General features: G+C 28.6%; 11 protein-coding genes. 7 read left to right on the top strand and 4 right to left on the bottom strand.

The features are described 5' to 3' along the window. The first annotated feature begins 117 nt into the window (after positions 1-117). Together plzA and QMG63_RS00710 are read left to right on the top strand one after the other, a co-directional pair. On the top strand, positions 118-903 hold the full coding sequence (plzA, locus tag QMG63_RS00715) for a c-di-GMP-binding receptor PlzA (protein WP_281860846.1): 786 nt from the start codon (positions 118-120) through the stop codon (positions 901-903). Positions 904-910: 7 nt separating this feature from the next. Beyond that, on the top strand, positions 911-2,005 hold the full coding sequence (locus tag QMG63_RS00710) for a tetratricopeptide repeat protein (protein WP_281860843.1): 1,095 nt from the start codon (positions 911-913) through the stop codon (positions 2,003-2,005). A 17-nt stretch (positions 2,006-2,022) separates the two neighbouring features. Here the strand turns inward: QMG63_RS00710 and QMG63_RS00705 are convergent, their stop codons facing one another. Next, complete coding sequence (locus QMG63_RS00705) at positions 2,023-3,024, bottom strand: L-threonylcarbamoyladenylate synthase (RefSeq protein ID WP_281860841.1); 1,002 nt, start codon at positions 3,022-3,024, stop codon at positions 2,023-2,025. A gap of 162 nt (positions 3,025-3,186) precedes the next feature. On the opposite strand from QMG63_RS00705, the gene QMG63_RS00700 reads away from it, so the two are divergent. Beyond that, complete coding sequence (locus QMG63_RS00700; protein ID WP_281860839.1) at positions 3,187-3,942, top strand: septal ring lytic transglycosylase RlpA family protein; 756 nt, start codon at positions 3,187-3,189, stop codon at positions 3,940-3,942. Here QMG63_RS00700 and QMG63_RS00695 read toward each other — a convergent pair. After that, the gene (locus tag QMG63_RS00695) at positions 3,932-5,989 is read right to left on the bottom strand and encodes an ATP-dependent DNA helicase (protein WP_281860837.1); all 2,058 of its coding nucleotides are present in this window, start codon (positions 5,987-5,989) and stop codon (positions 3,932-3,934) included. The genes QMG63_RS00700 and QMG63_RS00695 overlap by 11 nt on opposite strands. Positions 5,990-6,248: 259 nt before the next feature. Between QMG63_RS00695 and QMG63_RS00690 the strand changes: the two genes are divergently transcribed. Both QMG63_RS00690 and valS read left to right on the top strand, forming a co-directional pair. Further along, on the top strand, positions 6,249-7,241 hold the full coding sequence (locus tag QMG63_RS00690; protein ID WP_281860835.1) for a tRNA dihydrouridine synthase: 993 nt from the start codon (positions 6,249-6,251) through the stop codon (positions 7,239-7,241). 3 nt (positions 7,242-7,244) lie between these two features. Next, a complete protein-coding gene (gene valS / locus QMG63_RS00685; protein WP_281860833.1) occupies positions 7,245-9,869 on the top strand; it encodes a valine--tRNA ligase in 2,625 nt (874 codons plus the stop codon). A gap of 133 nt (positions 9,870-10,002) precedes the next feature. Here the strand turns inward: valS and mnmC2 are convergent, their stop codons facing one another. Continuing rightward, positions 10,003-10,680: a tRNA (5-methylaminomethyl-2-thiouridine)(34)-methyltransferase MnmC2 gene (gene mnmC2 / locus QMG63_RS00680; protein ID WP_281860831.1), complete on the bottom strand. Its 678-nt coding sequence runs from the start codon at positions 10,678-10,680 to the stop codon at positions 10,003-10,005. A 216-nt stretch (positions 10,681-10,896) separates the two neighbouring features. Beyond that, positions 10,897-11,169 (bottom strand): co-chaperone GroES, encoded by a 273-nt coding sequence (groES, locus tag QMG63_RS00675; protein ID WP_247065955.1) that lies wholly within the window; start codon positions 11,167-11,169, stop codon positions 10,897-10,899. Between the two features lie 143 nt (positions 11,170-11,312). Here groES and QMG63_RS00670 point away from each other — a divergent pair, with 143 nt between their 5' ends. Together QMG63_RS00670 and QMG63_RS00665 are read left to right on the top strand one after the other, a co-directional pair. Next, positions 11,313-12,944 carry an ABC-F family ATP-binding cassette domain-containing protein gene (locus QMG63_RS00670; RefSeq protein ID WP_281860830.1) on the top strand — a complete coding sequence of 544 codons (1,632 nt, stop codon included), beginning with the start codon at positions 11,313-11,315 and terminating at the stop codon, positions 12,942-12,944. Between the two features lie 28 nt (positions 12,945-12,972). After that, the gene (locus tag QMG63_RS00665) at positions 12,973-14,652 is read left to right on the top strand and encodes an outer membrane protein assembly factor BamB family protein (protein WP_281860828.1); all 1,680 of its coding nucleotides are present in this window, start codon (positions 12,973-12,975) and stop codon (positions 14,650-14,652) included. Positions 14,653-14,725 lie beyond the last annotated feature (73 nt).

The following is a 14,725-nucleotide window of genomic DNA, read 5'->3' as shown; positions in this document are numbered from 1 at the left end:
TTTTGGGATAAAATTATTTTAAAGTGTATGCATAACTTAAAAATTTTTGAATGTTATTACTTTAAAGTTCCTGAATGTCGATTTTAACATGTTTGTTAGATTTTAAAGGAGAGGTTTATGTTTTTGTCTAAGAAAATAAAAGCTTATGAAGCTAAATATAGAGGTAAAGAAATTAAGATGAGTACTGAAATCAACAGTTTTCTTAACATTAAAAATTTTGTTGGAATTAAAGTTGGTAATTATGTGAACCATGGTGTAATTTATTCTATTTCTATGAATGCTATTAAGATTCTTTTGCAAGAAGATAAAGTTTTACCTGTTTTTGCACAAAATGGAAATTCAGGCAATATTCAGCTTAAAAGTTTTGATAATGTTGGAGATGATTCTTTTTTTATTCCCTCTTTAGTTGTGAAGTTGGTAAATACATCTTCTTGTTCTGTTCAAGAGAAGGAGTATAATTTGCTGACTTTAGAGTTTTTATCTCCTATGCCAGAAGAAATTGCAATTAAGATTGGCAAATTGCTTGATTTAAAGCTTGGACAGAATCAAAGAATACATGAGCGTATTATTATTGATAAAGATTCGATTAGAAAACTTAATCTTAGTTCTGATAAAGCTTTTATTGAAGTTAAGGGTATTAAGCATAAATGCTTGATTAAAGACTTATCTTATGGGGGTGCACTTTTAATATCTTATTTTGATTATGAGGGAATAGATGAAAGTAATGTTGATTTAACTTTAAGTTTTGATATTGCAGATAAGGAAGTATCTATTGTTGGCAAGGCAAAAAATTTGAGTGTTATTCAAACTCCTAATGGGAAGGTTTTAGCTTTAGGCATTGCATTCTGCGAGGAAAAGATTTCCCTTGACTATACTATGTTAATTCATGATTATTTTAATTAGAGGATTTATGCTTAAAAATATTGTTTATATTTCTCTTCCAGAAGATTTTACAAGTCAAATTAAAGATTTTATATTTGATCCTAAGGTACTTTTACCCGTTGAGGTTGATGATGTTAAGCATTTTTCTCAAGATGAACTTAATTTTGAGGCTGTTATGTCTGCGATTCTTAAGATTTCGGCTTATGATCAAGGTAATGTGAATTTTTCTTATTATAAAAAGCTTCTCTTAGCTTTAAATCCTAATATTGTCAATACGCTTATTCATGTTGGACTTACTAAGATTGATGAGGGAGATTATAATTTGGCGCTTGAGATTTTTTTGGCATTAAAAGGTATTGATAATGAAAATGAAGTTTTTCTTTTTAATTTGGCATTATTATATGAGAAAATGGCTGAAAACTTCTTAAGGGTTGATCAAAACATGAGTGCTATGACTAGTAATCAAAATGCTTTAGAGATTTATGAGAAACTTTTAAAATTTGAAAGTCCAAATGAAAATGTGTTTGCAAATGCTGGCTTTTTTTTTGTTAAACAATACAAATTGGACAGGGCTCAAGAGTTGCTTAATCATTATTTAAAAATTTCTAATAATTTAAGATTGAAAAATAAGGTAAGTGACGTCTTAAATGCTATAAGAGTTCATAAAAATTTAGCTTTAAATCTTGAGAGAATATATGATCTGATAATTTTATCGAAGGAAGATGAGGCTATTTCTAAACTTGTTAAACTTTTGGAATATCATAAAGATTCTTGGAATGCTTGGTTCTTGCTTGGATGGGGATATAGGAGAAAGGGTTTTTACTTTGAGGCAAAAGACGCTTTTTTTAAGGTATTATCTCTTGATTCTAAAAATGTCGATGCTATGAACGAGCTTGCAATTTGTTTGATGGAACTCCTTGAGTTTGATGATGGTCTTAAATATTTACTTAAGGCTTTGAAACTTGAACCTGATAATATCAAAATTATTTCAAATCTTGGAATTCTTTATCTAAAAATGGGGCGCAGAAAAGAGGCTAGAGAGTATTTTAAGATAGTTCTTGAATATGATTCGAGTGATCCTATTGCCCTTAAATATTTGGAACTATTGAGTAGTGAATTTTAATTTATATTGTATTCCTTTTAGGAAATAAATTTATTAAGACTTGCCTTTTTAAGTCTATTATTAATTGAGTATCCAAGTTGACTGTTATCTACGAATTCAGCAAGTATTTGTTTGTATGTTTTTTCAGATTCTACAAATACTTTGTAGATGTTTTTTGCATATTCTTCTAATGTGTTAAAAACACAAATATTATTCATATTCCAAGATTTGTTAAACCAATATGAATTAAGAGTAGCTTTCATTATGAGCACTTTTGTATCTTGTCTTGATGCATACTGTCTTATATTATCTTTTTGCTTAAACAGGTAAACAGGTATGCGTGGTTTGTAATGTTCTAGTAAGTTCCCAGGTGATTTGGATAGCATTTCTTTTCCTACTGAGTATTTTACTTTAACTTTTCCTTTAAGTTCTTTTTCTATCATCTCTTTTGTAATTGAACCTGGTCTTAGTATTGATATATTTCCTTTAGAGTCAAATCCTATAACGGTTGATTCTATACCAATTTTTGATTCTTCATTTTTTTTGATAATTCCTTTAACTAAACCATCAAGTTCCCTGATTGCCATTTCAAAATTAGTGGCACTGGGACGTCTTGATAAATTTGCTGATGGGGCTGCTATTGGAACTCCGCTCATCTTTATTAACTTGAGGGCTACAGGTTCTGATGGTATTCTTACTGCTATGCTGTCAAGTCCCCCGCTTATGAAGTTAGATATTTTACCCGCATTTTTTAGTATAAATGTTAGAGGTCCCGGGGTGAATTTTTGCATTAAAATCAGTGCACTTTTTGGTATATACTCTACAAGTTCTTTTATTTTTTCTATTGATTCAACATGTACTATTAAAGGATTTGTGATAGGACGCTTCTTTACTAGAAAGATCATTCGTATTGCTTCGTCATTGTATGCATTAGCCCCAATGCCATATACTGTTTCTGTAGGAAATACTACTAGTTCTCCTGCTTTTATGAATTTTGCTGCTTTTTTTATTTCAAGTTGTTCTATGATCTCTGTTTTCATTAATGTCATTTCCTATATTAATTTTACTTACTTATTTAGTAAAGCAAAAAAATTGCAAATAAACAATTTAGGTTAACTTAACTTGTTGATTTTATGTTATAAGTCTTAAACTTTATAATATAATATGATACAATACATGTCATGGTAAATTTATTTAATCTTATGGATATTAGATTTGGGTTCTTATTTTTGTTTTTTGCTTTTACTCAATTAAACAGTGCTACTGTTGGACTTGCTTCATGGTATGGCGAGGCTTTTCATGGAAAATCTACTGCCAATGGTGAAAAATTTGATATGACAGCTCTTACGGCTGCTCACAAGGAACTTCCATTTAATACTATTGTAAGAGTTACTAATTTACTTAATAATAGGACAGTTGTTGTAAGAATTAATGATAGGGGTCCTTTTAGGAAAGATAGAATAATTGATTTGTCAAAATCTGCTGCTGAAAAGTTAGATTTTCTAGGAATAGGTGTTGCTCCTGTAAAAATTGAGATATTGGAACAATTGGATGAAAATAAAGTTGTGACTCAGGAGTCTAAAAAAACTGTTAATATTGAAAATTTTTCTAAAGATGATTCAGTTGTTTTGGGTTCAAAATTAAACGGTAATGATGATTTAGATAAAGATCACTTTGAACTTGCAGAAAAGATTTTAGATGATTCGACTAAAGAACCAGATTTTTATATACAAGTTGGTTCTTATAAGACTAAAGATTATGCTCAAAGAGCTTATAGAATACTTCAAAAAGTTGGACTTAATGTTTTAGTGAATTTTCATGGACCTTTTTTTACAGTGTTCATTCCTACTTATGCTGATGATATTCATAAAAATGTTGAACTTATTAAATCTACAGGATATAGGGATATTTTGGTAAGAAAGACTAAAATTCCAGGAGATAGTATTTCTATGGATTAGTACTTTGATTTATCTTTTTAAAGAATTTGTCTATTATTTGTTTGATATTTTCAAAGTTTGAGTAATAAGTTTTGATATTAGGTAAGGATTGTAGGAATAATGTACCGTAATTTTTTTCAACAAGTCTTTTATCAAAGCATACGATAATCCCATAGTCCTTTGGATCTCTAATTAATCTTCCAAATCCTTGTTTGAATTTCATTATTGCTTGTGGCAGTGTTTCTTGCGTGAAAAAATTTTTATTTGATTTTGTAGCCAATTCGTTTTTTGCCATTAAAATGGGATCAGAAGGAGTTTGAAATGGCAGTTTGGGAATTATTATCATTGTTAATTTATCTCCTTTAATATCAATTCCTTCCCAAAAATTTTTTATTCCTATGAGTACGCTTTTTTTTTGCGATTCTTTAAAAGAATTTATTAGTTCATGTTTTGGCAATTTTCCTTGTATGAAGAGGTTTATATCATTTGTAAATAAAAAGTCTTTAATATTTTTTCCTATATATTCTAAGCTTTTAAGTGAGGTTAAAAGAATTAAGGTACCGCCTTTGTTTAACATTACAAGTTCTTTAATATACTGTGTTGATTGATTTAAAAATTTTTCTTCTTTATTAGGGTATTCAATATCTGATATAATAGTGAGTATTGATCTTTGTCTGTAAGGGAAAGAATATGGTAACTTTTCCATTTTGATGTTTTGATCACTTAAATTTAATCCTGTTTGATTTAAAAAATATGAAAATGATTGATTTGTCATTAGAGTAGCTGAGATGAAAATTATCCTTTTTACTCGTTTATACATAATTTTATTTAGACCAGGGCCTAAATAAATCTCTGATATTTGAAATATAAGCACATTTGTTTTTTTTTCTATCCAAAAGCAAAGATTGTCATATTGATTTTCAGAGATTAAAATTTTAATTAATGATTCTTTATGTTCTATGTTTTTAATTAGTCTCTTTAGTTCTATTTTTGCTGTTTTATTTTTTATCTCTTGTGTTAAAGATGTTATGGTTGTTTTGTAATTTTCTAAGTTATATATGACATTTTGTAAATGTATTTTAATTTTTGTATAAAAATCTGTTTTATGTGTATCATTGGTAACTCTATAAATTGATGGAAAATCTTTTTGTGTTTGTATTATATATTCAATATTTTCAAAGCATCGCATTGTTGAAGTTTCAAAATCTTTCTTGTATTTATTATTTATGTTTTGTATTTTTATTATTTTATCTATTTTAGTAAAAATTTTTTTTATTCCAATTTTTGAAAAACTCCTGTTAAATAATGTTCTTGCAGCTTCTTCTAGATAATGAGCCTCATCAATTATTATGTTTTTTGTATTAGGCAATATTAAATTAATCTCATCATCATTTTTTTCAGAGCCATTTTCATAGCTTTTTTTTTCTGTTAATATTTCATTTTTTATATAGAGATCATTTAGAAGTAAATAGTGATTGGTTATAATAATATCACATTCTAATATTTGTTTTCTTGCCTTTTTAAAAAAACATTTGTTGTCATCAGGACAGTTAATACCTGAACATGTCTCAGGATTTGCCGATACTTCTTCCCAGATTTGCTCATCAATAAAATTAAGTTCATCTTTATCACCTGTTTGTGTATTTTGTGACCAGTAGATTAGTGATTGTAAATTTTTTTTATTAAATGTATATGTTAAAAGGTTCCTTTCAAATTCTTTAAGCCGGCGAATGCAAAGGTAGTTTTTCATTCCTTTAATTATTCCAAATTTCATTTTAAAAGGAATGATTTTTTCTAGAGATTCGATGTCTTTTTTTATTAATTGTTCCTGAAGGTTAATAGATGCTGTTGAGATTATTATTCTTTCTTGTGTTTTTTGAATGAAGTCAATAGCAGCAATTAAGTATGCAAAACTTTTTCCAGTCCCTGTTGGTGCTTCAATAACTAAAAAATTTTCATTTTCAAGGGCTTTGCTTATTTTTTCGATCATCCTTAATTGTGTATTTCTTTTTACAAAGCCTTTGATGTTTAACTCTGCTTTTTTGAATATATATTCAATTAAATTCAATTTTAGTAAGCGTCCTTTTTATTGATTCTTTAAAAATATTTTTATAAATATTATTTGTGAAATTATTTAATTTTGAGTTGCTATAAATTGAGCTCATTTCTTGAAATGTTGCTCCAAGTTATCATTTTTAATATACTCTTAAATCCATCTGCAGTTGATATTGAGAATTTTTTTATTCTTTTGCAAGGTATATTAGTTTCTTTAAAATTCATCTTGTGCACTTCTTTACCATTGTGTTGTCTTATTATATATTTATTTTATGAATTTTTTAAGCAATATGAGTCGTCCAATTATGATTTTGGCTCCAATGGAAGATGTTACAGATACTGTTTTTAGAAATTTGATTCATTTGGTAGGCAATGGAAAGTATGGTCCTGATATTTATTTTACCGAATTTATTTCTGTAAAAGGGCTTTTAAATAAATCAAAGCAGTCAATGCAACATATTTTGACAAAAAATGATGAACTGAATCGACCTTTGATTGCTCAAATTTGGGGCAATGATCCTGATGAATTTTTTAAAGCAATAGAAATCTTAAGTAATTTGGGATTTTGGGGCATTGATCTTAATATGGGCTGTCCTAAGAAGAAAATAGTTAAAAAGGGAGTTTGTTCTGCTTTGATTAATAATAAATCTTTGGCTCGTGAGATAATTATGGCAAGTAAAGAGGCGTGTTTAAAATTTGGATTGTCTCTTAGTGTTAAAACAAGACATGGTTTTTTTTATTCTGAGGTTGAAGATTGGTTGGGATTTTTACTTAAGTTAGGTATTGATATGTTGACCGTGCATCCCAGGCTTGCTATTAATCAAAGTGAAGGGCCTATAGATGTTTCTGTGTTTGATAAACTTGTTAATCTGAGGGATCAAATCAATCCTTCTACATTAATTATTGGTAATGGAGATATTTTGAGTTTAGAGCAAGCTTATCAGATTGTGGAGAAACATTCTATTGATGGGGTAATGTTTGGTCGTGGAATTTTTAGAAATTTAAATTTATTTGGAAAAGGCTTGCCTAACTTTTTGAGTAATAATTTAAATTTTAGATTAAATGTATTAAAATTGCATATAACAGATTTTCATTCTACTTGGAGTCTTACTAAGGATTTTAATAAACTTAAGAAGTACTTTAAAATTTATTTTAATGAAGATGAAAGATGTAGCGAGTATTTTCATAATATTATGAATTCAAGTGATTATGAGGAGCTTTTTAACAATCTAAGTCGAATGGACATTATAGGAGATAATCATTAAGTAATGAGTGATGACCTTTCAAAAAATTATAATCCTAAGGTTTTTGAAGATAGAATTTATAAAAAATGGCTAGATAATGGAGTATTTATTCCTAATGATAGGATTGGGCCTAAATTTAGTATAGTAGCACCTCCTCCAAATGTTACAGGCATTCTTCATATGGGCCATGCCCTTAATTTTACTTTGCAAGATATTCTTGTTCGTTACAAGAGAATGCAAGGAGCTGATACTCTTTGGCTTTTTGGGACAGATCATGCTGGAATTGCAACTCAAGCGGTTTTTGAAAAACAGCTTAAAGAAGATGGAAAAAGTAAGGATGATTTTAGTCGTGAAGAATTTGTTGAAGAAATTTTTAAATTAAAGGATAAACATAGAGAAATAATTGTTAATCAAATAGAAAGGCTAGGGGCTTCCTATGATCATTCCAGAGAGAGATTTACTCTTGATGCTGGGCTTTGTCAAGCTGTTAATAAGGTTTTTATTGATTTATATAATAAGGGATTTATTTATAAGGGAGAATATCTTGTCAACCTTGATCCTGGGTCTGGAAGTGTTGTTAGTGATGAAGAGGTTGAGTACAGAGAGGTTATTGGGAAGATTTATTTTATTAAGTATTTATTAGATGATAGTAACTTTATTGAAGTTGCAACCACTCGACCTGAGACAATGTTTGGAGATATGGCTGTTGCTGTTAATCCTAATGATGATCGGTATAAATCTTTGATTGGTAGGGACGTTACAATTCCTATTGCAAATAGAAAGGTTAAAATAATAGCAGATAGTTATGTTGATATGGAATTTGGTAGTGGTGCTTTAAAAATAACACCTGCCCATGATCCTAATGACTTTGAAATTGCAAAAAGACATGATCTTGCTAAAATAAATATTTTAACTAAGGATGCAAAACTTAATGAAAGTGTTCCAATTGAGTATCAAGGTTTAAGTGTTAATGTTGCAAGAGACAAGATAGAAAGAGATTTAAGAGACAGAGGATTTTTAATAGATGTTAAAAATCATAAACATCAGGTTGGACATTGTCATAGATCTGGAGAGATCATTGAGCCTTATTTATCAAATCAATGGTTCGTGCGAATGAAACCATTAGCTGATGCTGCTTTACAAGTTTTAATAAACGGTGAGATTAGGTTTTATCCTAAAAAGTGGGAAAATACATATAAACATTGGTTATTAAATATTAAAGATTGGTGTATATCTAGACAGTTGGTTTGGGGACACAAAATTCCTGCCTGGTATGATGTTAAAACAGGAGAGATTATTGTTAGTGAATTTGATCCTTCTTTAAGTGAAGAGTATAAGGGTAGAAGTTTCTTTAGAGATCCAGATGTGCTTGATACTTGGTTTTCTTCTTGGTTATGGCCATTTTCTTCTCTTGGCTGGCCAAAGGTTACTCTTGATTTTAAAAATTATTATCCCACAAATACTTTGGTTACCGCTTATGACATAATATTTTTCTGGGTAGCAAGAATGGTAATGGCAGGACTTGAGTTTACAGGACAAGTTCCTTTTAAAGATATATATATAACACCCCTTTTAAGAGATAAAAAGGGTAAAAAAATGTCAAAATCTTTAGGTAATGGCATAGATCCTCTTGAAATTATCGATCAATATGGAAGTGATGCTTTACGTTTTACTCTTGCATTTTTATCTGTGCAAGGTCAAGATTTGAATATTGATACTAAAGATTTTATGTTTGGAGCTAAGTTTTTAAATAAAGTATTTAATGCGTCTAAATTTATTTTATCAAATTTAGAAGGTAGGCTAGTATTAGACAATTTTGAGTTAGATGATATCGATAAATGGTTACTTACGAGTTTAAATTCAACTGTTGCCGTTATAAATTGGGCTTTTAAAAATTATAAGTATAATGAGGCTACTAAAGCAGTATATGAATTTTTTTGGAATGATTTTTGTGATTGGTACATTGAAATTAGTAAAATTAATTTAAATAGTGATGATATTAATCTTCAAAATATAACTATTTCTAAACTGATGTTTTTCTTGAAAGAATCTTTACTCATTATGCATCCCTTTATACCTTTTATTACCGAAGAGATTTATTCTAAGTTTACGTCTTTACAAGATGTATTAGCATTAAAAAAGTATCCTGAGTGTGTTAGTCAAAGAGATTTTAAGGAAGAGTATCATCGGTTTAATTTATTGAAAAAATTTATTGTATCAATGAGAACTCTTAGGAGTGAATTTAGTATAGTTCCTAATATTAAGATTAATGTTGCTTTGCGATTTTGTAATACTTTTAAATACGAGAGATATTTTAAGGAGCATGAGCATATTGCAAAGAAACTGATTAACTTTGATTGCATCTTTTACAATGAGAATTATGTTGATATGATAGGGGTTCCTAATGTTGATTTTGAGAGTTTTGCAGATATTAAGAGTCTAATAGATATTGATAAAGAGCTTGTAAAGCTTGGTAAACAACTAGAGAAATATGAGAGACTTAAGAATTTAGTTTTGGCAAAGCTTCAAAATCAAGACTTCTTGTCAAATGCTCCTGAAGAGATTATTGATCTTGAGAAATCAAAATTAGAAGAATTTGATTCTTTCATTGCGAAAATTAACAATTATATTCGTAATTTAAAAAAATAGTGACAATTTTTAATTTGTGATGTTACTTGTAATTACATTACATTTACGGTCATTATTTTTAGTATTTCGTTTATTGAAACAGCTTTTGTGTGTAATCATTAAGATGTGTTTTTAAAGTTCAAATTTTGCCTTATTATTGTTTTTTTTGTGCTTTTATCATATGTTTTTTATTGTTAAATCCTTTTATTCTAGAGTAATTAAAATTAGCGAGTTTTAATCCATCTTTTACAATTCTTGCTGCAGAAAATGTTGAGAGTTTTGCTCCAATTTTGCTCTTTTTTGCAATTATGGTGAATATTTCTTTATTCCACATTTTAGGATTTTTGATTGGACTAAACCCATCTAAAAACCAGTAATCTATGTATTTTGGTAGCTCTTTAAGCTTTTCTTTAGCTTCTCCAACTAAGATTTTTAAATTAATATTGTTTGTTATTTTGTACTTTATGTTCTTTTTTGGGGCATTAGGATATTTTTTAAGCAATGTCTTAAAATAATTTATGTCTTTGCTAAAAAATTGTGATACTTTTTTGATTTGTTCTTTTTTCAGTGGAAATTTTTCAATTGAGTAATAATTAATTTTTGTTTTGAGTTTATTTTCTTTTAAATATTTTAAAAGTGCTATGAGATTAAGACCAGTTCCAAATCCTAATTCTGCAATTGTTGCACTTTGTAAATCTGTTAAGTCTGTATCTAGTTCACATCCTTTGATAAATACATAAATACTCTCTTCAAGTCCGTATTGTGGATTATAATAAATATCTTTAAATTTACTTGAATATATAGTTTTATCTTTAAATATTAATTTATTCATGAGTAAAATAACAAATGAATAAATCACTTTGTGGTTTACTCATTTATAAAAATTCAATTTTAAAAAAAGCCATTACTTTTAGGAGTAATATTGTTATTGTCACATATCAACCTGAATTTGATTTGTTTGACTAGGATAATAGGATATAAATCGCTCATTTTAAGGTTTTGCCTTTGTAAGAGAAACTAAAGCTTAAGTTTAGTTTCTCTGTTTATTTTATTCTTCTATAATAGCTATTATCTCTTTTGCTTTTAAAATTAAGTGTTCCTTTTCCTCAATTTTGACAGCAGCTCCAGCGTACTTTTCATAAAGCACTGTATCTCCGACTTTAACAGTAATGTCTTCCTTGTTAGAGCCAATAGCTATAACTGTTCCAATGTTTGTTTTTTCTTTTGCATTTTCTGGTATATATAGTCCTGAAATTGTTTTACTTTCGGCTTCTTTTATTTTTATTAAAACTCTATCAGCTAAAGGTTTAATATTTTTCATTTTCAAACATCTCCTTAATTTGATAATATAAATATACGAAAAATTGAAGTATTAAGTCAATATATTTAGATAATACTTGAAACTTCATTTAATTTTAAAGATAATTCTTGTAGTAAAATGTCAAATTTAGGTGGAAAAATAGTTTGATAACAGTAAGTAATTTAGAAGTTGCATTTGGAGAGAGAATTTTATTTAAAGATGTTAATATTAAATTTTCTTCTGGAAATTGTTATGGGATAATTGGAGCTAATGGTTCAGGTAAGAGTACATTTTTGAGAGTTTTAGGTGGAACGATTGAACCTAGCAAAGGTGAAGTGTCAATTGCAAAAAATCAAAGAATGGCTGTGCTTGAGCAAAATCAGTTTGCTTATGACGATTTTAAGGTTATTGATACTGTGATCATGGGTCACAAGAAGCTTTATGCTGTTCAAAGGGAAAAAGATGAAATTTATGAAAAACCTGACTTTAGCGATGAGGATGGAATTAGGGCTGGAGAACTTGAAGCTGAATTTGCCGAACTTGGAGGTTATGAGGCTGAGTCTAATTCGGCGGTACTTCTTAAAGGGCTAGGCATAGATGAGTCGCTTCATTTTAATTTAATGAGAGATATTGAGGGGGCTTTAAAAGTAAGGGTGCTCTTAGCGCAAGCTCTGTTTGGAGAGCCTGATATATTACTTCTTGATGAACCTACTAATAATCTTGATATTCAATCGATTAAGTGGTTAGAAGAATTTTTGATTAATTTTGAAAATACAGTTATTGTTGTGTCACATGATAGGCACTTTTTAAATCAAGTTTGTACTCATATTGTTGATATTGATTATGGAAAAATTCAAGTTTATCTTGGTAACTATGATTTTTGGTATGAAACTAGTCAAATTCTTAATAAACAACTAAAAGATGCTAAGAAAAGATCTGAAGAAAAAATAGCAGAACTTAAGACTTTTATTCAAAGGTTTTCAAGTAATGCATCAAAATCTAGACAAGCAACTTCAAGAAAGAAGTTAATTGATAAGATTAAAGTTGAAGATTTAAAACCATCTTCAAGAAAATTTCCTTATGTCAACTTTAAGAGTGAGAGAGATCTTGGAAAAAATGTTATTACAATTAAAAATTTGACTAAAGAATTTGAAGGACAACATATTTTAAACAAGTTTAGTATTGTTGTAGAACCTGGGCAAAAGGTTGTTTTTTTAGGTAGTCCAATCTCAGCAAGTTTTCTTTTTGATGTAATTACCAATGAAGATAGACATTATAAGGGGCATTATGAGTGGGGTACTACTGTTAATTTTGCGTACTTTAAGAAGGATAATGAAAAATATTTTAGTGTGAATTTAAGTTTGGTAGATTGGCTAAGGCAGTATTCAAAGGATCAGGATGAAACTTATATTAGAGGATTTTTGGGACGAATGCTTTTTAGTCAAGATGAGGCTTTAAAAAAAGTTAATATCCTCTCAGGGGGTGAAAAAGTAAGGTGTATGCTTGCAAAGATAATGCTTAGTGGAGCTAATGTATTATTATTAGATCAACCGACAAATCATTTAGATCTTGAAGCAATTACATCTTTAAATACCGGGCTTCGAGATTTTAAAGGAGTTGTGTTATTTACGTCCCATGATCATCAATTTATTGATACCATTGCTAATAGGATTATTGAATTTACACCTAATGGTATAATTGATCGTTTTATGACTTTTTCAGAATATATTGATGATCCTAAAGTTAAGGAGTTAAGGGATAAGTTTTATGAAGGACATGCCAGCTTAAAACTTTAGTTATATGTTTAACCATTACAGGAAGTTTATGGTTTTGAAGTTAAATATTTGTATTTTTATATTTTTAGGTGCTTGTTTTTTCCTTTCAGCAAATGTTAACCTTTATTTCCAGAAAGCTTTAACAGGGCAGGTTTTAGGAAGTCCTATTCTTGATGAGCGACGTAATACTATTACGGTGTTAACAAAGGATAGGTGGTTGATAACTTATACTATGTCTTTGGATAAAAAATACTCTTATAGGTTAGATCGAGTACCGTATCCCTTCCTCTTAAAGGATTTTGGTAGTGGGTATTATGTTATTACAGGACGTAATGAAGTTCAAAAGATTAGAAGAGGAAAACTTATATGGAGATATAGTTTAAATGCTTCTCCTATAAAGGCTCCTTCAATGGGGAATGGTTATATTTTAATTCCTCAGGCTGATAAGAGAGTTATTGCTTTAAGACTTGGTGATGGGCAGAAAATTTTTGAGGTGAATATAGAAGGAAAGGCAGTGACTTCTTCTGTTGTTCTTGAAAATGGTAATTTTTATATTGCAAATGAACATTATAGAATGTTTGCTTTTAATCCTGAGGGAGAGAAAATATGGAGTGCTTCTCTTATGTCTTTTCCCAATGTATTAATGATAAGTACTAATAATGAGATAATTGTTGGATATCAATCTGGAGATGTCGTTGTGTATGATAGTGATTTTGGTGATATGTTAAATTCTATTAATTTGAACTATCCCATTAATTTTTTATTTGAAAAGTTTAATGGAGAATATGTTGCAGTGTCTGATAATGGTTTTTTTTTTAATTTAAGTAAAAATTTAGAACTTATGTTTTCTAAAAATTTATCTTTGAAACTTAAGGAAGCTGTGCTTTATGATAACAAAAATCTTTTTATTGTTAAGAAATCAAATGGTGTCTTAGCTCTTGATGAATATTTTAACCCGGTTGATAGATATGATGCTATGAAGGAAATATCGGGACTTGTAGCTAATATTGGAATCATTGTTACTGGTGGACTTAATTGGATATTAACTACTTACTATTATGAATATAAAGATGAGCTTGATGTTATTGTTTGGAATCATACATTAGGTAATAGGTATCATCAAAATAGGATAGATTTTATAGAAAAATATTTAATAGATTATGAGGATATTTATTTGGTTCTTGATGAAATGTTGAATTCTTCCTACAATAGGAGGGTTTATGATACTTTTTTAAGTACTCTAGATTCTCTGGTAATTAAATATGGTAGTTTTCCTAAAAAATATTTGGATTTATATAAAAAAGCTATTAATAATTGGCTTGCTCCAAAAAATGGAATAGATAGAATAGCTCAAAGAGGGCAACTTTATAAGTATTTCATATATGTTGATGATGCAGCTTCAGTTAAGAGTTTTATTAATATGGCAATTGAAGAAAAGGATATTAGCAATGTAATTCAATTGGTTAAAAGTATTGCTAAGTTTGAATATTATTATGGACAAGATGAACTTGTGTATAATTATATTCAGTATGTAATATTGAATTATCAGGGCAGTTTAGAGATAGCTTATGCTGTTCTTTTAAGCTTGCGCAAGATAATTTTGAATTCTACAGAGGATAATCTTGAAAAGTATAGAAATAAATATTTAACTCTTTTGAAATTTATAAAGCGACAAAATTTTTCTGACAAAATTAATCAGTGTGTTAATGAAATTATTGTAGCACTTTGATTCATTTTGTTGCTAGTTTTATGTTATCATTTGTTAAATACATCTTATTATAGTGTGTTAGAATTGATGTTTA

The sequence above is a fragment of the Candidatus Borrelia fainii genome (assembly GCF_027925085.1).
Classification (GTDB): domain Bacteria; phylum Spirochaetota; class Spirochaetia; order Borreliales; family Borreliaceae; genus Borrelia; species Borrelia turicatae.
Note: the sequence above shows the minus strand (reverse complement) of the source record. Positions and strands in the feature narration are given on the sequence as shown.